Origin of the sequence: Providencia sp. PROV033, from assembly GCF_028484855.1 — a bacterium.
Classification (GTDB): Bacteria; Pseudomonadota; Gammaproteobacteria; order Enterobacterales; family Enterobacteriaceae; genus Providencia; species Providencia alcalifaciens.
In genome coordinates this window covers 30018-47664 of the sequence record NZ_JAMPSW010000007.1, presented here as the reverse complement: position 1 = coordinate 47664, position 17647 = coordinate 30018, and the positions used below count along the sequence as shown (strand labels likewise).

The 17647-nt window shown below is 43.9% G+C and carries 15 protein-coding genes and 1 pseudogene; 6 read left to right on the top strand and 10 right to left on the bottom strand.

Annotated features, from left to right (window positions below):
- Nucleotide 1: 1 nt before the first annotated feature.
- The 5 genes from leuS to PSF16_RS02875 form a co-directional block, all read right to left on the bottom strand.
- Nucleotides 2-2584 (bottom strand): leucine--tRNA ligase, encoded by a 2583-nt coding sequence (gene leuS, locus PSF16_RS02895; RefSeq protein WP_272688745.1) that lies wholly within the window; start codon nucleotides 2582-2584, stop codon nucleotides 2-4.
- 514 nt (nucleotides 2585-3098) lie between these two features.
- Nucleotides 3099-3824, bottom strand: a complete 726-nt coding sequence (locus tag PSF16_RS02890; RefSeq protein ID WP_006660948.1) for an amino acid ABC transporter ATP-binding protein — start codon at nucleotides 3822-3824, stop codon at nucleotides 3099-3101.
- Nucleotides 3821-4501 (bottom strand): glutamate/aspartate ABC transporter permease GltK, encoded by a 681-nt coding sequence (gltK, locus tag PSF16_RS02885; protein WP_006660949.1) that lies wholly within the window; start codon nucleotides 4499-4501, stop codon nucleotides 3821-3823. The genes PSF16_RS02890 and gltK overlap by 4 nt, the downstream gene beginning before the upstream one ends.
- A gap of 1 nt (nucleotide 4502) precedes the next feature.
- Nucleotides 4503-5243, bottom strand: a complete 741-nt coding sequence (locus tag PSF16_RS02880) for an amino acid ABC transporter permease (RefSeq protein ID WP_006662330.1) — start codon at nucleotides 5241-5243, stop codon at nucleotides 4503-4505.
- Between the two features lie 114 nt (nucleotides 5244-5357).
- Nucleotides 5358-6251: an amino acid ABC transporter substrate-binding protein gene (locus tag PSF16_RS02875; RefSeq protein WP_272688742.1), complete on the bottom strand. Its 894-nt coding sequence runs from the start codon at nucleotides 6249-6251 to the stop codon at nucleotides 5358-5360.
- A gap of 520 nt (nucleotides 6252-6771) precedes the next feature.
- Between PSF16_RS02875 and PSF16_RS17435 the strand changes: the two genes are divergently transcribed.
- The 4 genes from PSF16_RS17435 to PSF16_RS02860 are packed head-to-tail and all read left to right on the top strand — an operon-like array spanning nucleotide 6772 to nucleotide 10547.
- The gene (locus PSF16_RS17435; protein WP_036978283.1) at nucleotides 6772-7188 is read left to right on the top strand and encodes a hypothetical protein; all 417 of its coding nucleotides are present in this window, start codon (nucleotides 6772-6774) and stop codon (nucleotides 7186-7188) included.
- Nucleotides 7189-7235: 47 nt separating this feature from the next.
- On the top strand, nucleotides 7236-9314 hold the full coding sequence (locus PSF16_RS02870) for a protein-disulfide reductase DsbD family protein (RefSeq protein WP_272688741.1): 2079 nt from the start codon (nucleotides 7236-7238) through the stop codon (nucleotides 9312-9314).
- On the top strand, nucleotides 9311-10039 hold the full coding sequence (locus PSF16_RS02865; protein WP_006662328.1) for a DsbA family protein: 729 nt from the start codon (nucleotides 9311-9313) through the stop codon (nucleotides 10037-10039). The genes PSF16_RS02870 and PSF16_RS02865 overlap by 4 nt, the downstream gene beginning before the upstream one ends.
- A gap of 4 nt (nucleotides 10040-10043) precedes the next feature.
- Nucleotides 10044-10547 (top strand): protein disulfide oxidoreductase, encoded by a 504-nt coding sequence (locus PSF16_RS02860; RefSeq protein WP_080675922.1) that lies wholly within the window; start codon nucleotides 10044-10046, stop codon nucleotides 10545-10547.
- 66 nt (nucleotides 10548-10613) lie between these two features.
- On the opposite strand, the gene PSF16_RS02855 is transcribed toward PSF16_RS02860, so the two are convergent.
- Nucleotides 10614-11327, bottom strand: coding sequence for an NUDIX domain-containing protein (locus tag PSF16_RS02855; protein WP_272688740.1), 714 nt, complete (start codon nucleotides 11325-11327; stop codon nucleotides 10614-10616).
- 170 nt (nucleotides 11328-11497) lie between these two features.
- Between PSF16_RS02855 and PSF16_RS02850 the strand changes: the two are divergent.
- Both PSF16_RS02850 and PSF16_RS02845 read left to right on the top strand, forming a co-directional pair.
- Nucleotides 11498-12517, top strand: a pseudogene (locus tag PSF16_RS02850) (SPFH domain-containing protein).
- Nucleotides 12517-13440, top strand: coding sequence for a sugar kinase (locus PSF16_RS02845; protein WP_272688739.1), 924 nt, complete (start codon nucleotides 12517-12519; stop codon nucleotides 13438-13440). Before PSF16_RS02850 ends, PSF16_RS02845 begins: the two are co-directional and overlap by 1 nt.
- Before the next feature lie 64 nt (nucleotides 13441-13504).
- On the opposite strand, the gene lnt is transcribed toward PSF16_RS02845, so the two are convergent.
- From lnt to PSF16_RS02825, 4 genes are all read right to left on the bottom strand, one after another.
- Nucleotides 13505-15040 (bottom strand): apolipoprotein N-acyltransferase, encoded by a 1536-nt coding sequence (lnt, locus tag PSF16_RS02840; RefSeq protein WP_006660959.1) that lies wholly within the window; start codon nucleotides 15038-15040, stop codon nucleotides 13505-13507.
- A complete protein-coding gene (gene corC, locus PSF16_RS02835; protein ID WP_272688738.1) occupies nucleotides 15040-15924 on the bottom strand; it encodes a CNNM family magnesium/cobalt transport protein CorC in 885 nt (294 codons plus the stop codon). Before corC ends, lnt begins: the two co-directional genes overlap by 1 nt.
- A gap of 171 nt (nucleotides 15925-16095) precedes the next feature.
- Entirely contained in the window at nucleotides 16096-16563 is a 468-nt protein-coding gene (gene ybeY / locus PSF16_RS02830) for an rRNA maturation RNase YbeY (RefSeq protein ID WP_036960200.1), read from the bottom strand.
- On the bottom strand, nucleotides 16564-17616 hold the full coding sequence (locus PSF16_RS02825; RefSeq protein WP_036974545.1) for a PhoH family protein: 1053 nt from the start codon (nucleotides 17614-17616) through the stop codon (nucleotides 16564-16566).
- Nucleotides 17617-17647 lie beyond the last annotated feature (31 nt).

Below are 17647 nucleotides of genomic sequence, written 5' to 3'. Positions count from 1 at the left end.
ATCAGCCAACAACTAAGTTCAGTAATTTACCTGGTACATAAATGACTTTACGGATGCTCACGCCTTCAAGGTATTTAGTGACGCTTGCTTCTTGTGATGCCATTTCCTGAACGAATTCTTGGTTAGCATCCGCAGGAACCGTAATACGACCACGCACTTTACCGTTAACTTGAACAACGACCAGTTTTGTATCGTCAATCATGGCTTTTTCATCTGCTACAGGCCAGTTTGCAAAGTCGATATCTTCGTTGTGACCTAATGCTTTCCACATTTCGAAACAAGCGTGTGGAATGATTGGTGATAACATCAGGGTAATCGCATCTAAAGACTCTTGAACTAAAGCGCGATCTTGCTCTGTATCTTGTGGAGCACGAACTAATTTGTTCATAAACTCCATAATAGCCGCGATAGCCGTGTTGAAAGCATAACGGCGACCCACATCGTCAGTCACTTTCGCGATAGTCTTATGGAGATCACGACGTAAATCTTTTTGTTCCGCCGTTAATGCACTGATGTCTAATGGCTGAGTAGCACCTTTTTGTGCGTGCTCGTGGACTAAACGCCATACACGACGAACGAAACGGTTAGCTCCTTCAACGCTAGATTCTTGCCATTCAAGGGTTAATTCTGGTGGCGCTGCAAACATCATGAACAGACGGACGGTATCAGCACCGTATTTTTCGACCATTAATTGCGGGTCGATACCGTTGTTCTTAGATTTAGACATCTTGCTCATACCAGTATAAACCAGTTCATGGCCTTCGCGGTCTACCGCTTTAGTAATACGGTTTTTGTCATCACGTTCAACAATGGCATCCGCAGGAGAAACCCACACGCGCTGACCATCGCTACCGGTGTAGTAGAAGGCATCAGCCAGCACCATACCTTGGCACAGTAAACGTTTTGCTGGCTCATCAGAGTTCACCAGACCTGCATCACGCATTAATTTGTGGAAGAAGCGGAAATACATTAAGTGCATGATGGCGTGTTCAATACCGCCGATGTATTGATCCACTGGCAGCCAGTAGTTTGCTGCTTCTGGGTTCAACATGCCATCATCGTATTGTGGGCAAGTGTAACGAGCGTAGTACCAAGATGATTCCATAAAGGTATCGAACGTATCCGTTTCACGCAGCGCTGGTTGACCATTAATCGTCGTTTTTGCCCACTCAGGATCCGCTTTAATCGGGCTAGTGATGCCGTTCATGGTGACATCTTCCGGTAAAATAACCGGTAATTGATCTTCAGGAACAGGAACAACGGTACCGTCTTCTAAGGTCGCCATTGGAATTGGCGCGCCCCAGTAACGTTGACGGGAAACACCCCAGTCACGTAAACGATAATTGACTTTGCGTTGACCCGCACCAAGCGAAACTAGTTTATCTGCAATAGCATTGAAGCCAGCTTCGTTGCTTAAACCAGTAAACTCACCTGAGTTGATCAGGGCATTTTTCTCAGTCATCGCTTCTTGAGATAAGTCAGGCGTGTTGCCTTCAGCATCTGCAATCACTGCTTTGATTGGCAGATTGTATTTATGAGCAAATTCCCAGTCACGTTGGTCATGAGCTGGAACCGCCATCACTGCGCCTGTACCGTATTCCATCAGAACAAAGTTCGCGACCCAAATTGGTAATTTTTCTTGGGTTAATGGATGAACGACATACAGACCTGTTGCCAGACCTTTTTTCTCCATGGTTGCTATATCCGCTTCCGCAGTTTTGGTATTACGGCATTCATCGATAAAGTCGGCTAATTCGCTATTCGCTTTGGCAGCTTCTTGCGCTAATGGGTGACCTGCTGCAACCGCGACATAGGTCGCTCCCATAAAGGTATCTGGGCGGGTGGTGTAGACAGTTAATTTGTCTGCACGGTTGGCAACATCAAAAGTGATTTCCACACCTTCTGAGCGACCAATCCAGTTGCGCTGCATGGTTTTAACTTGTTCTGGCCAATCTTCCAGTTTGTCCAAGTCATTGAGCAGCTCTTCAGCGTAGTCGGTGATTTTGATAAACCACTGAGGGATCTCTTTACGCTCAACTTGGCTATCACAGCGCCAGCAGCAGCCGTCGATAACTTGTTCGTTTGCGAGAACGGTTAAGTCGTGTGGACACCAGTTCACTGCAGAGGTTTTCTTATACACTAAGCCTTTTTCATACAGTTTAGTGAAGAACCACTGTTCCCAACGGTAGTATTCTGGTGTGCAGGTGGTCACTTCGCGGTTCCAATCGTAACCGAAGCCCAGCATTTTCAGCTGACCTTTCATGTAATCGATATTGGCGTAAGTCCATGGTGCAGGCGCGGTGTTATTTTTAACAGCAGCACCTTCAGCTGGCAGACCAAACGCATCCCAACCAATTGGTTGCAGAACGTTTTTACCCAGCATGCGCTGGTAGCGGGAGATCACGTCACCAATGGTGTAGTTACGAACGTGGCCCATGTGTAGTCGACCAGAAGGGTAAGGTAGCATGGACAGGCAGTAGTATTTCTCTTTGCTGTTGTCTTCTGTCACTTTGAACGTTTGGTGTTCATCCCAGTGACGCTGTACTTTAGGCTCTATATCTTCTGGACGATATTGTTCTTGCATGGCACCGATAATCCTATGGTGAATAATCGCTACAGGGTTAGCCTGTAGCTGGTGAATGTCTTGTCTATAAAATGGATCCGCATAGCATAGCGGATCACACATGAAAACAACAATGCCGAAAGCCATTGTGTCTGTAAAAAACGATGAATCGTCGATTAGATGAATTTACAGGGACTTGGTCTTGCTGTTTCAGCTGTTTGTTATATTTTGTGCTACATAGTGGTTGGCGATACGTTGATATTGCCATACGTTGTTGAAACTAAGAGCGCGCACAAAATAACAAGCGTATCGCCTATCATAATTCAATTTTCTACCTAAAACTTGAACTATTTCAGGGTGAATTTGCTTTGTTCGCAATTTTATTTGAACTTAGAACACGTTAGAGAATTTTTTAAGAGATTTCAAGCGCGGAAAAGTGCCAATTAAGAAAACGAGGTGAATTTTGTGTCGGTAAGGAAAGCTGAGAGAAAAGTTGCAAAAAGCCCTGTCGGACTTTCTGCAACTCAAAGGGTGATTAATGTAAGATTTTTGCTAAGAAATCTTTCGCGCGATCAGATTTAGGATTCGCGAAGAAATCTTCTTTTTTACTGTCTTCGATGATTTTCCCTTCATCCATAAAAATAACGCGATTGGCAACTTTCTTTGCAAAGCCCATTTCATGGGTGACGACCATCATGGTCATGCCTTCGTTAGCCAGCTCAACCATAACATCCAGCACTTCGTTAATCATTTCTGGGTCTAGGGCGGATGTTGGTTCATCAAACAGCATAGCAATGGGGTCCATACACAATGCACGGGCGATGGCGACACGTTGCTGCTGACCACCGGATAATTGCGCTGGAAATTTGTTGGCATGGCTTGCTAAACCAACACGCTCCAGTAGTTTTAATCCTTTAGCTTCTGCCGCTTTTTTGTCACGGTTTAGCACTTTAACTTGCGCTAAGGTTAGGTTTTCAATAATGGAAAGGTGTGGGAATAGCTCAAAGTGCTGGAATACCATCCCCACTTTTGAGCGCAGCTTCGCAAGGTCAGTTTTTTTATTATTAACTTGGATATCGTTAACGAAAATTTCACCCTGTTGAATTGGCTCCAACCCATTTACTGTTTTTATTAATGTGGATTTACCAGAACCAGACGGCCCGCATACAACGACAACTTCGCCTTTTTTGACCTCAGTTGTGCAATCTGTGAGCACCTGAAATTGGCCATACCATTTCGATACATTTTTCAGGGTAATCATGAAACAGTCCTTTTCTTAAGATAATTCACCAGCATTGAAGCGCCGAAACTGAAAATAAAATAGATGAGACCTGCAAAGAGTATCATCTCGACTTGCGTACCGTCACGCTCACCAATGTTGGTCGCGGTTCTGAAGAAGTCGGTTAGCCCAAGAACATACACTAAAGAGGTATCTTGGAATAATACAATACCTTGGGTCAGCAATAATGGCACCATCGCTCTGAACGCTTGCGGTAAGACGACTAAACGCATGGTTTGCATTTGGGTCATACCTAAAGCGAGGGAGGCGCTTGCCTGACCTTTCGAGATACTTTGAATACCTGCACGGATAATTTCAGAGTAGTAAGCCGCTTCAAAAAGACAGAAGGCTACCACTGCGGATATTAAACGAATATCATTTTTTGGTGATAAGCCTAGAACATTTTGTAATATGTTAGGCACAACTAAATAGAACCAAAACAGTACCATAACTAATGGAACTGACCGGAAGGTGTTGACGTAAAACGCCGCCAGCCAACGCAGAGGTTTAATACTGGATAATCGCATGACTGCCAGTACGGTTCCCCATAAAATCCCAACCACAATGGCAGCTGCCGTAATTTTGGCTGTGATAATAAAGCCATCCACTAAGAATGGGATGCTTGGCTCAATGGAACTCCAATCAAATTGATAAGCCATCTTAGCGTCCTCCTAGTGTGCCGGGTAAGCGCACTTTGCGCTCAAGCAAGCTCATTAGCAGCATAATAATCAAGTTGATACCGACATATGCGAGCGTGATTGCTGTGAAAGATTCCCAAGCATGGGCGGAGTAATCGAGTAATTTTCCTGCTTGTGCCGCCATATCCACTAACCCGATAGTGGATGCGATAGCGGAGTTTTTCACCAAGTTCAGCATTTCCGAAGTCATCGGCGGTAAAATAACGCGATAAGCATTCGGTAACAGTACATAACGGTATGTTTGCGGTAGTGTCAGCCCCATCGCGAGTGCTGCATTGCGTTGTCCTCTAGGTAAGGACTGAATAGCAGCACGAACTTGCTCAGTCATTCGCGCAGCGGTGAATAAACCAAGGCATAGCATAGAGGAGAGGAAAAACTGGTAGTTAGGATCTAACTCCATTTTAAACCAGTCGCCGATGGATTGAGGCAGCAGTTCAGGGATCACTAAATACCAAGTGAAGAACTGAACGATAAGCGGCACGTTACGGAATAATTCAACGTAAGCCGTTCCTAAGAAAGCTAAGAACCGGTTGGGGACGGTACGTAAAATACCAAAGAACGAGCCAACGAGAAATGCAATGATCCATGCGCAGATGGATAGCGTGACGGTGACTTCTAAGCCAGATATTAGCCACCCTAAATAGGTGGTATTCCCAAATGGGGCATTCTCAAGGAATATCCCCCAATTCCAATTAATTGACATAATATGACTTCCTGTGGGCAATTTGATTGTCCCGAATACCGCAATAAGAGAAAGCAAGGCGGGAACGACCGCCTTGCGACTCCTACTTCAGTAACACCCTGTTTGTCTTTTTTATTAGTTTAATGCTTTATCGTTTGGTGATTTGAACAGCGCTTTCATTTCATCAGATAACGTAAACTTCAGATTCAGGTTCTTCGGTGGGATTGGTTGATTGAACCAGCGGTCGAATGATTTCTCTGCTACACCAGATTTTTGTGCAGTTGAGATAGTATCATCGACTAATGCTTTGAATTGTGGATCATCTTTACGCAGCATACAGCCGTAAGCTTCTTCAGTTTGCGGTTTTGCTACAATTTCCCAGATATCCGGTTGTTTCGCTTTTGCGCGTTCACCGGCTAATAGAGCATCGTCCATCATAAAGGCAACAGCACGACCAGATTCTAAAGTACGGAATGAGTCACCGTGGTCTTTAGCACTGATAATGCGCATCTTCATATTTTTCTCGTCATTTAGCTTATTCAGAATCACTTCCGACGTTGTACCTGAGGTCACAACGACGTTTTTGCCAGCTAAATCAGCAAAGTCTTTGATGCCAGAGTCTTTTTTCGCCAGCAGTCGAGTACCAACAACGAAAATAGTATTGGAGAATGCGGCTTGCTTTTGTCTCTCTAGGTTATTTGTTGTCGAGCCACATTCGAAGTCAAATGTGCCGTTTTGCAGTAATGGGATACGGTTTTGTGACGTGATAGGAATCAACTTCACCTGTAAATCAGGCATATTGAGTTTCTTTTTCACTGCATCAACAATGAGATTGGAATAATCTTGTGAGTAGCCAACAACTTTCTGATTATTATCATAGTAAGAGAATGGCACAGATGACTCGCGGTGACCCACCACAATCACGCCATTATCTTTGATTTTCTTCAGAGTACCGTTTAATTCTTCTGCTTGAACTGCGCAGGTCGCACCCAAAAGCATCATTGTTAAAACAAGCTTGCTAATACGCATAATTACAGCTCCTTTAGAACATCGGTGTCAATCCGCCATATTTCGAGTTCTGTGTTCTAACAACATATTGCTCGAATTATTTTGGTTTTGTGGTGTTGTGTTTGCAGATGTTTCGTGAGGTTTTAATCATGGCACGATCATCGGCTGTATGTTTTATTTTTGTTAAAAAGTAATTAAAAAATATGAGTTTTGAAAATGAATTGTTTTAAATTCGGGAGCTGTCTCGCATATTATTTAGGCAGTTGTGAGCTGCGGCACTAATAAAACGACAAACTACCTAAACTTGATTATCGTGCACCGAAAGTGTGCAAAATAATTTCTTTTTTCTATTCACTAAATAGATTGCAAGTTCCGTGCCGCTTTTAAGAAAAAATGCAAAAAATAGTGAGTTTTTTAAGGGGCGTTATTTGTAAAGTTAAATGATGCTGCTTGTGTTGCTTATTTGGCTGTGTAATATGTAACCTTCTATTAACTTAATTATCTAATTATTGAGAATTCAGGAAGATAAACTGAGACAGACATGAATAGGTCGATGAAGTTAGGTAAAGGATTAGTATTGCTTGCCTGTCTGATGGTGCTGCTTTGTATGAACCAAAGAGCTGTCGGAGAGCGCGTATTCGCCTCCATGTTTACCTCGACGTCCATGTTTTCTCCTCTTTCTGCTGAACACCTTCAGCTTCATTCAGATACTTATTTTTCTGATGCAAATAAAGAAGGTAGTGAGCCTGTAAAGCTTTCAACCTGCGAATTAAGTTCAAAATCACTCCTCACTCTTGTCCCTGTCGTGATTGAGCCTCTCTTTTTTGTATTTCTTTCTTTAGCGTCATTCGCTATCTTTTGCACTAGGCTATTTATTATATATAGAGCAAACCGTGAAGAGAGCCATTCCCCACCTAGCGTTAGGCGTCATCTACAATTCTGTAATCTTCGGGATTAGAAAGCAGCGGGTTGTCATTCGTCGCTGTTATTTATTCTGGAGGGATCATGCGTTTTTTTATTAATGCGTTAATTGTGTTATTTACTGTATTTTCTAGCAGCTTATACGCTGCGGATACAGGCTGGTTACAACCTGCGAATACGGGGTTCATGACCGCAAATACTCCGAGCCATGTTCAGGTTCGCTTGCTTAGCTCTGCCCAAAAAGAGGGCAAAGTCGATATTTTATTGGATGTAAAACTTGATGATGGCTGGAAAACGTATTGGCGCTCACCGGGTGAAGGAGGAGTTGCGCCGGAGATAACGTGGTCATCACCGGTAAAAACGGTGGAATGGCTGTGGCCAACACCGGGTCGTTTTGATGTTGCAGGGGTTTCCACTCAAGGTTACATGGGTGATGTGATTTTCCCTATCACGGTGAGTACGAGCGAAAAGCTCGATAAGTTATCAGGCACATTGACGCTATCGACTTGTAGCAATGTGTGTATTTTAACGGACTATCCTTTTGAGTTAGATCTGACTGAGCCCGCGCCTGCGGATTTCAGTTGGGCATTTAACCAAGCAAAAGGTCATGTTCCAGCAGTGAGTGGTCTTGTCGAGCAGGCTAAGTATGGATTTGCTGGAAATAAGCTGACGGTAGAATTACAAAAAGCCGCTGACAATACGTGGATTGATCCACATCTGTACACTGATGTGGTTGATGGTGCGAGTTTGGGGGTTCCTACCTTAAAATACTCAGGTGATAAATTAACGGCAACTATTGATGTCAGCGATGATTGGGGTGGGGAAGCACCTAACCTTGTCGGTAAAACGGTTTCATTTGTTGTTGTTGATGGTGAGTTATCCCAGCAAATTCATGGCACGGTTGAACCCTATGTGAGTGTCATATCGAGTGATGATAGTGGACAGTCGATTGGCTTATGGCAGGTCGTTTTATTTGCCCTGCTTGGCGGTCTGATCCTTAACTTAATGCCATGCGTATTACCTGTATTGGCAATGAAACTCGGTTCTGTCTTATTGGTTCCTCAAGGGGAACAAAATACCATTCGCCGGCAATTTTTACTCTCTTCATCAGGGATTTTAGTCTCATTTTGGTTATTGGCATTGCTAATGACTCTCTTACGATGGGGACAGCAAGTTGTTGGGTGGGGAATTCAGTTCCAAAGCCCATGGTTTATCGGCTTGATGGTCCTTATCACGGCATTATTTACAGCGAATTTATTTGGGCTGTTTGAGATTCATTTAGGCAGCAAGGCCAACACGCGCTTGGCGACTGCAGGTGGGCAGGGCAGTAGTGGACATTTCTGGCAAGGTGTTTTCGCAACATTACTTGCAACACCATGCTCTGCACCATTTTTGGGCACGGCAGTGGCATTTGCGTTGGCGGCACCGATGTCACAACTGTGGCTGATTTTTACCGCACTTGGTGTTGGAATGAGTCTTCCTTGGCTTCTGATTGCGGCTTTCCCTGTGATTGCAAAAGCACTACCGAAGCCGGGGGCATGGATGCTGAAATTGCGTGCTGTACTAGGCTTAATGATGTTGGTCTCTTGTTTATGGTTAATCAGCTTACTGATACCCCATTTTGGTGCAATGACGGCAATCATCATCGCGGTACTGTTTTTACTGATTCTTGTGTTGTTTATTCTGAAAAATCGCGGTGTACGCGCGGCTATCTTCCCATTCCTATTATTCTCGGCACTCGGTGCTGGGTTTATTTGGATGGCGTTAGATCAACATCAAGGGCATCAAACGTTAGCTGCGGATAAAGTGCAGTGGGAAACATTATCGGAAGACGCTATCACACGGGCACTAGCGGAGAATAAGCGCGTGTTTATTGATGTGACGGCAGATTGGTGTGTGACCTGCAAAGCAAATAAATACAATGTGTTACTCAACGAAGAAATTCAGAATTTATTGAGTGAACCGGATGTGGTGGCATTGCGAGGGGATTGGACCAAACCTTCTCCAGAGATTTCGGCATTTTTACAGCGCCGAGGGCAAGTTGCTGTACCATTCAACCAGATTTATGGCCCTAATCTGACAGAGGGGAAAATACTGTCAACAATACTTGATCGTGAATCTGTAGTATCAATTATGACTGAGGCCAAAGGAGCCAAAAAATGAAAAAGACAATGTTAGCGGTTTTATTTTCTTCGTTAGTATTAGGGGCAACAGCACATGCGGCACCACTGACTGCGGATCAAGAAGCTCAGGTGCGCAAATTGGTACGTGACACCTTAGTTGAAAACCCTGAAATTCTTGAGGAAGCAATTGTCGCTTTACAAGCCAAACAAGGTGAGAAGCAACAAGCACAAATGAAGCAGGTATTAAAAGATCAGCATGATGCCCTGTTTAATGACCCGACTAGCCCACGTATTGGTTCGAAAGACGCCAAATTAGTCTTGGTAAACTTTACTGACTTTAACTGCCCATACTGTAAACGTTTTGACCCACTGTTAGAAGAGATGGTGAAGAAAAACCCTGATGTTGCAGTAGTCATCAAGTACCTGCCATTCAAAGGGGAAACTTCGTTGGAATCTTCGCAATTAGCGATGACGTTATGGCAAGAAAATCCAAAAGCGTTCTTAGCATTGCACCAAAAACTGATGGCGAAACAGGGCATGCTGTCGGATTCGAATATCAAAGAAGCGCTACAAGCAACCGGTAATGGTAAGTTAAAAGCGAGTGATAAGAGCCGTGCGGCTATCCGTAAAAACCTTGAGCTAGCTAATATGCTGGGTGTGAACGGCACACCGGCAACGTTAGTGGGTGATGAAATGATCCCAGGCGCTGTAGATGCACAAGAATTTGAACGTATCGTGAAAGAACAGCTCAGCAAAGCGAAATAATGACATGATGGGGAGACTCAAGAAGTGGTCAAAAGAGCTTCTCGTTTTAGCGATTATTCTTGTCATTGCTTTTACGGTGATGGATTTTTGGCGTAAACCGCAAAGCCTTGCCCCTATGTTATTAGAACCTCTGACCCTTGCAACAGGAGATGAGGTTTCTATTGCTGAACTTAGCCAGAAGCAGCCTGTTCTCGTCTATTTTTGGGCAACATGGTGTGGTGTTTGTAGTATCACATCTCCAACCGTTTCGGATTTAGCGAAGTCAGGGGTTCCTGTGGTGACCGTGGCACTCCGCTCTGGGGATAGTTCTCGGCTGTTAGCGGGGATGCAGAAAAAGGAATTGGCGTTTCCTGTCGTCAATGACACCCATGGGCAGCTTGCTGCACAAGTTGGTGTGACCGCAACGCCAACCTTTATGATCATCGATAAAGGCGAGATGGTCAGCTTTACGTCTGGTTGGACGAGCTATTTAGGCTTAAAAAGCCGCCTATGGCTTGCATCGTTCTAAATAAATGCCCTTGGTATGATTATCAAGGGCATTTTGCTGATTAAACTCTTTTCTCAAACTCTCTCATCAAAATTCGAGATTACGAATAAACCGATAGTCAGCCGATTGTGATTTTAAGCGATAAAGATTGGCTGGGCGCCCGCGTTCTTGGCGTTTTTCCCCTGTATCAATCAGTAAATCAGCTTGCTCTAAACGGCGGCGGAAGGATTTATTCTGTATGGCTTTGCCGATTAAAACCTCATGAACATGTTGCAGCTCGGCTAAGGTGAATACTTCTGGTAGCGCAAATCCCGGCACAATGGAATAAAGGGATTTCTGGCGTAAACGTTCGCGGGCTTGTAAATAAAGCTGGTAGTGATCGAAAGCCAGTGCCATGCCTTCAATTTCTTCGATGGAGACCCATTTAACAGAATGAACACTTTCAATGTGCGCTTCGCAGGCTTGGTGAGCAATAAGTGCGGTATAGCAGATTGTTACGGACCAGCCGCGAGGATCTCGCTCTGAATTTCCTACGGTACATAACTGCTCGATATAAGGAGGAACAACCCCCGTTTTCTCTTTTAGTTTGCGATATACCGTATCGTCTAACGTGGTATCACAATTTTCATCAACGAATCCACCCGGTAATCCCCATTGGCCTTTTTGCGGGTAATTAGCGCGTTCCACGAGCAGCACTTTTAAGGTGTTTTCATGATAAGTGAATAATACGGTATCCACCGTGAGCAAAGGAGTTAAATAATCTCGCCGATCATAATTAGATAAAAATTCTTTTTCTGTCATGTGATTAAGATCCTTTCCCCTGTTTTAGTCTTGCGTTAAATCATACGCGAAAACATATTTAGTGTCATTAAGACATTTATGTGTTGACTTGTTTGTGTCTATAGGACAATAATTAATTAATGTCATAAAGACACTAATTGATTTCACAAAGACACTAAGCGGGGTAGGACATGTTAAATTTTAAATACTTTAAATCAGATTCATCGACATTCATTATTCAATCCATCAATGGGGCAGTACATAAGCAAGGTAAAGGATTAAGTTTTTGGTATAACGCAGATAAAACGTCCATTGCGGCATTACCTTTGAACGCCCAAGAAGCGCCATTTATTTTTAATCTACAGACGGCGGATTTCCAAAGCTTACGTATTCAAGGACAAATTTCATTTCAGGTGAAATACCCAGAAAAAACAGCGGATGTCTTGAATTTTAACCTTGCTCAAGATGGTAAATCTTATGCGTCAGAAGACCCCTTAAAGCTGAGTGATAGGGTGGTTCGTAGTGCGCAAACTGTCATCCAAGCAAAAACGCAAAGTACCAATTTGCGAGATGCATTACTCATGGGGTAACCATTGGTGATGTTGGTTTCTCAACAACTGTCTGAGCATCCTGCTCTTGAATCCTTGGGGATCGAAATTTTGGATGTGGCGATTTCAGCCATTACGCCTTCTCCAGAAACACTCAAAGCGCTGGAAGCTCAAGCTCGGGAATCGATTTTGAAAGAAGCGGATGATGCGATTTATGCGAGACGCAAATTCTCCGTTGAGCAGGAAAGAACCATTAAAGAGGCTGAATTAGAAACGGATTTATCAGTACAAGCTAAGCAGCAGCAAATTGAAGAAGCCCGATTGGATAATGAGCGCACATTGCTGCGTGAACGTGCTGAAATTGAACAAGAAGAGTTGATAGCTCAGGTTAACTTGGAAGCTAAACGTAACGAGCTGGTGGCGCTGAGTGTTGAAAACCAACGTACTCAATCAGAAGCGGATGCTTATGCCATTGAAGCCAAAATGAAAGCCTATAGTCAATTGCCGGTGGAGAATTTGAAGGCGATGGCATTGGCGAAAATGAACCCAGAGCAGTTGATGGCGATGGCGTTTGAATCCTTGGCACAAAATGCTGGTAAAATTGGTGAAATTAATTTCTCGCCTGATTTATTTGGTCAATTGATGAAAAAAGGCGCGAAATAATGAGCCATTTTGATGATGTTCGCTTCGTGTTAGTGATGCGTAAAACACGTATGCAGGAATTAATTGAACGTTTTAATACATGGTCGCAAGCGAAGTTTTATCTAGAGCATAACGATGTTGAAGTAAGTGATTATTTACTCGAACATGATATTTATCAGCGGCAGTTGATTCAGGCAGAATCGATTTTAAAAGCGATAGGGCGCTTTCAATTACTGGAAAGGAAGCTGTTACCTAGCTATCAGTTTTCGGCGCGGGATATTGTTGTGGTGATAGGGCAAGATGGCTTAGTGGCGAATACACTCAAATATCTTAATGGACAGCCTGTGATAGCCATCAATCCTGAACCAGCACGTTGGGATGGGCAGTTACTTCCCTTTGAAATCGGACAGCTATCTGATGTGGTCACTCGTACACTCAGTGGAAAAGTGGAACAAAAATCCGTGACGTTTGCACAGGCAACAACCAATGATGGGCAAACGTTACTCGCCGTCAATGATTTGTTCATTGGACCTAAAAGTCATACTTCTGCCCGCTATCGGTTAGCGTGGCAAGGACAGCAAGAGTTTCAATCCTCATCAGGTATTATTGTGTCGACAGGGTTGGGCTCTACGGGATGGTTTCAGTCTATTCTTGCTGGGGCACAAGCCATCGCTGGAACGCAGTCACATCCTTTATCTGAAGGATTTGGTTGGGAAGAAAAGCGGTTGCAGTTTAGTGTACGAGAACCTTTTCGTAGTAAAACGACGGGAACGACGTTAGTTTTTGGCACTATCGAGCCAAATACGCCATTACAGCTAGAATCTTTAATGCCTGAAAACGGGGTGATTTTTTCAGATGGTCTCGAGGAGGATTATTTGAATTTTAATGCAGGTTGCATTGCATCTATTGGGATAGCAGAAACTCAGGGGTTATTAATTGGTTAGGTTAAAAAAATCCCCGAATTATCAATCGAGATGTCGGGGATTTTTAATTGGTTTAAAGCGTCAATTAGTGACGTTTTTGACGGCGGTTAAGCGTAAATCCGACAATGCCAAATATAGCGACCAGACCCCACATTGGCCAATTACTCCAGCGAGCATAAGGGGTTAATCCTGTCGTTGGTGTCACTTCAGTAGCCAGAACTGCAGCTTGGAATTGTGGCAGCATATCTTGAATAGAGCCATCCGCGTTAATCACCGCAGTCACACCGTTATTTGTTGCACGTAACAGTGGGCGACCCAGCTCAAGTGAGCGCATTCTTGCCATTTGGAAATGTTGCCATGGACCAATAGACTCGCCAAACCATGCATCATTTGAAATCGTTAACAAATAATCGCTATCTGGTTTGAAATTGTCTCTGACTTGGGAACCTAGAATAATTTCATAGCAGATGGTTGCCGTCAGATGAATATTACCAATAGCCAATTGGGCTTGTTGATAATCTCCACGACTAAAGCCTGACATTGGTAAGTTAAAGAATGGAGCCAGTGGGCGCAGTAAATCTTCTAAAGGCACAAATTCACCAAACGGCACTAAATGGTGTTTGTTATACCGGTTTTGAGTGGGATAGAGATACGGCTTTCTGTCTCCCAATACAATAATGGAATTATAGAATACAGAGTCACCATTGACAGGTTTGGCATCCACGGTCCCTGTGATTAACCGTGTTTTAGTTTCATTCAGCAGAGTATCTAGTGCTTTTAACCAAGCTTGGTTTTCCAGCTCAACGACAGGAATGGCGGATTCGGGCCAAATAATCATGTCGGCCTTGCCAATATAAGGGCTAGAAAGTTTGATATAGCGATCTTTGGTTTGCTGTAAAAAGCCCGCTTCCCATTTCATGGATTGAGGAATATTTCCTTGTACTAGCGCGACTTCCATTGTTTTATCGTTCAATGGCGTAAACCACTGAAGATTTTTAGCGAGCAACGGTGCCAGTAATAAAACGGCAGCACACGCAAGAGGGATCAGGTTACGGCGAATGATTGCAAGGGCAATCAAGCCACTAATGCTAAATAGCAGTAGGGTGATCATCTCAACACCAAAAATCGGTGCTAATGATTTCATTGGTCCGTCAATTTGGGTATACCCAAACTGTAGCCATGGGAAGCCTGTTAGTACCCAGCCTCGAAGGAACTCGGTCACTTGCCATAACGCGGGAGCCATAAAGACCAAACGCCATACGTTGGCATTAGGGGTCAATTTGGTGAGTAGTGCTCCGAACAGGGCTGGGTAGAGTGATAAGTATGCCGCCAGCAAGATAACGATAAAGACGTTAACGGCCTCCGGCATACCGCCAAAATCCGCGATACTGACGTATACCCAATTGACACCGCTACCAAATAAACCAAATCCCCAAGCGAATGCAATTGCAAAAGCTTGCTTAGCGGTTCTTTGTAGAGTTAATAATTGGAGAAATAAAACAGAAAGAAGTGCGGCTGGCCAGAAGTCAAAAGGCGAAAAAGCCAGTGTACCACTGGCTCCGAATAGTAAGGCCAGCAGCAGACGCAGCCACTGGCTTTGATAACGAGAGGATAAATTCATTAACTCTGTTCTTCATCCAAAGTAGGCACTGGCGCGTCGTCAGGAATTTTAACTTGAAGCAGTAAAATTCGACGGCTATCAGCCATGGAAACCTTAAACTGGTAGTTATCAATGGTAATGGTTTCACCACGGGATGGTAAGTGACCAAAGGCTTGCATCACTAAGCCTCCAACGGTATCTACCTCTTCATCACTAAAATGCGTGCCAAAGGCATCATTAAAGTCTTCAATTTGGGTCAAAGCACGAACTGAGTATGAATGGTGGCTCAGTTGACGGATATCCACATCATCTTGGTCGTCATACTCATCTTCAATTTCACCGACAATCAGCTCTAAAATATCTTCGATGGTCACGAGACCAGAGACACCGCCAAATTCATCGATAACGATGGCCATATGGTAGCGCTGAGAACGGAATTCTTTGAGTAAGCGGTCTACTCGTTTACTTTCAGGAACAACAACAGCCTGACGTAACACTTTATCGATACTGAAAGGTTCTGCATCAGTTCGCATAAATGGCAGTAAATCTTTTGCCATTAGCAGCCCTTCAATATGATCTTTATCTTCGCTGATAACAGGGAAGCGAGAGTGGGCAGAATCGATGATGACATCGAGGCACTCATCAAGGCTTTGGTTACGTTTTAAGGTAACAATTTGAGAGCGAGGGATCATGATGTCACGTACCCGCTGATCGGCGATATCCATAACGCCTTCCAGCATTTCACGGGTATCTGGGTCAATTAAATCGTTTTGTTCAGAATCACGAATTAATTCGACCAAATCATCACGGTTCTTTGGTTCACCATGGAAAAGTTGATTTAATAGCGCAAAAAAACCTTTCTTAGGTCCAGGGTTATCACTACTCGAAGAGTTATCGTCGCTCATGGCGTTAAATTTATTATTCCTCAGTTAATTAATAAAAATGGCTAACCCATATGATTGGGTAATGAATTGTTTAGCTTAAAACATTTTTATTGGCTAGACAATTTATGGGTTAGCGGTACAAATTTGTGTCGAATATCGAAAAATTGCATTCGAATGAAAATTATAGAGAGCTCACTCTTTTTCCGCAAGATACGGATCGGCATAACCCATTTCTGCGAGGATCTCAGTTTCTAATCCTTCCATTTCCTCGGCTTCATCATCTTCGATATGATCATAACCCAGTAAATGTAGGCAACCGTGAACCACCATGTGTGCCCAATGTTCTTCTTCACTTTTTTGCTGCTCAGTTGCTTCTTGTTCCACAACTTGGCGGCAAATAATTAAATCACCTAACAGTGGTAACTCGACTTCAGGCGGTGCTTCAAAGGGGAATGACAACACGTTGGTTGGTTTATCTTTCCCGCGATAAGTGAGATTCAATTCATGGCTTTCGGCTTCATCAACGACACGAATAGTGACTTCACTTTCTGCTTGGAACTTAGGTAATACCGCATTAACCCAGCGCTGGAACATAGCTTCAGTGGGTAAGCCCGCGGTATTTTCGCTTGCTATCTGTAAATCGAGAATAACATCGCTCATTTAGTTATTTTCCTGCTTTTCAAGCTCACGTTGCTGCTCTTTTTCTGCTTTCAATTGCTGGCGACGCTTACTGTCTTGCTCTTCCCACGCTTCATATGCCATGACGACTTTAGCCACGACAGGGTGACGTACCACGTCTTCGCTATGGAAGAAGTTAAAGCTTAAATCATCCACATTCGATAACACTTCGATGGCATGTCTCAAGCCGGATTTACTCCCTCTTGGCAAGTCGACTTGAGTGATATCTCCAGTCACGACCGCCTTAGAGTTAAAGCCAATACGGGTTAAAAACATTTTCATCTGTTCGATGGTGGTGTTTTGGCTTTCATCTAAAATAATAAACGCATCGTTGAGTGTGCGACCGCGCATGTAAGCCAGTGGTGCGACTTCAATGACGTTACGCTCAATCAGTTTTTCAACCTTTTCAAAACCTAGCATTTCAAATAGTGCGTCGTACAGTGGGCGTAAGTACGGGTCAACTTTTTGGCTTAAATCACCCGGTAAGAACCCCAATTTTTCTCCCGCTTCAACCGCAGGGCGGGTGAGTAAAATGCGGCGTACTTCTTGGCGCTCTAATGCATCGACAGCAGCGGCAACAGCAAGATAAGTTTTACCGGTTCCCGCAGGACCGATCCCAAACGTAATATCATGGTCTAAGATATTGGCAATGTACTGTGCCTGATTTGGGGTACGTGGTTTGATCACTCCGCGCTTGGTCTTGATATTCACCGCTTTGCCGTAGTCTGGTACGCTTTCTGCGGATTGCTCAAGCACTCGGCTATCAACAATCGCAAGGTGAATATTTTCAGGATCAATGTCGGGGATCACACCGCGGATTGGCGCGGTATCAACGTATAGCTGGCGTAAAATTTTACTGGCAGCTTGGATGTTAAGCGCTTTACCCGAAAGCTTAAAACGGTTGTCTCGGCGATTGATTTCAATGCCAAGACGACGCTCTAATTGCTTAATATTGTCGTCAAATGGCCCGCAAAGGCTCATTAAACGCTGATTATCTGCGGGCTCTAAAAAAATCTCTTGTGTTGCGATTTGCAAAGGTTTGTTATCGGTCACTGAGTATCCTATC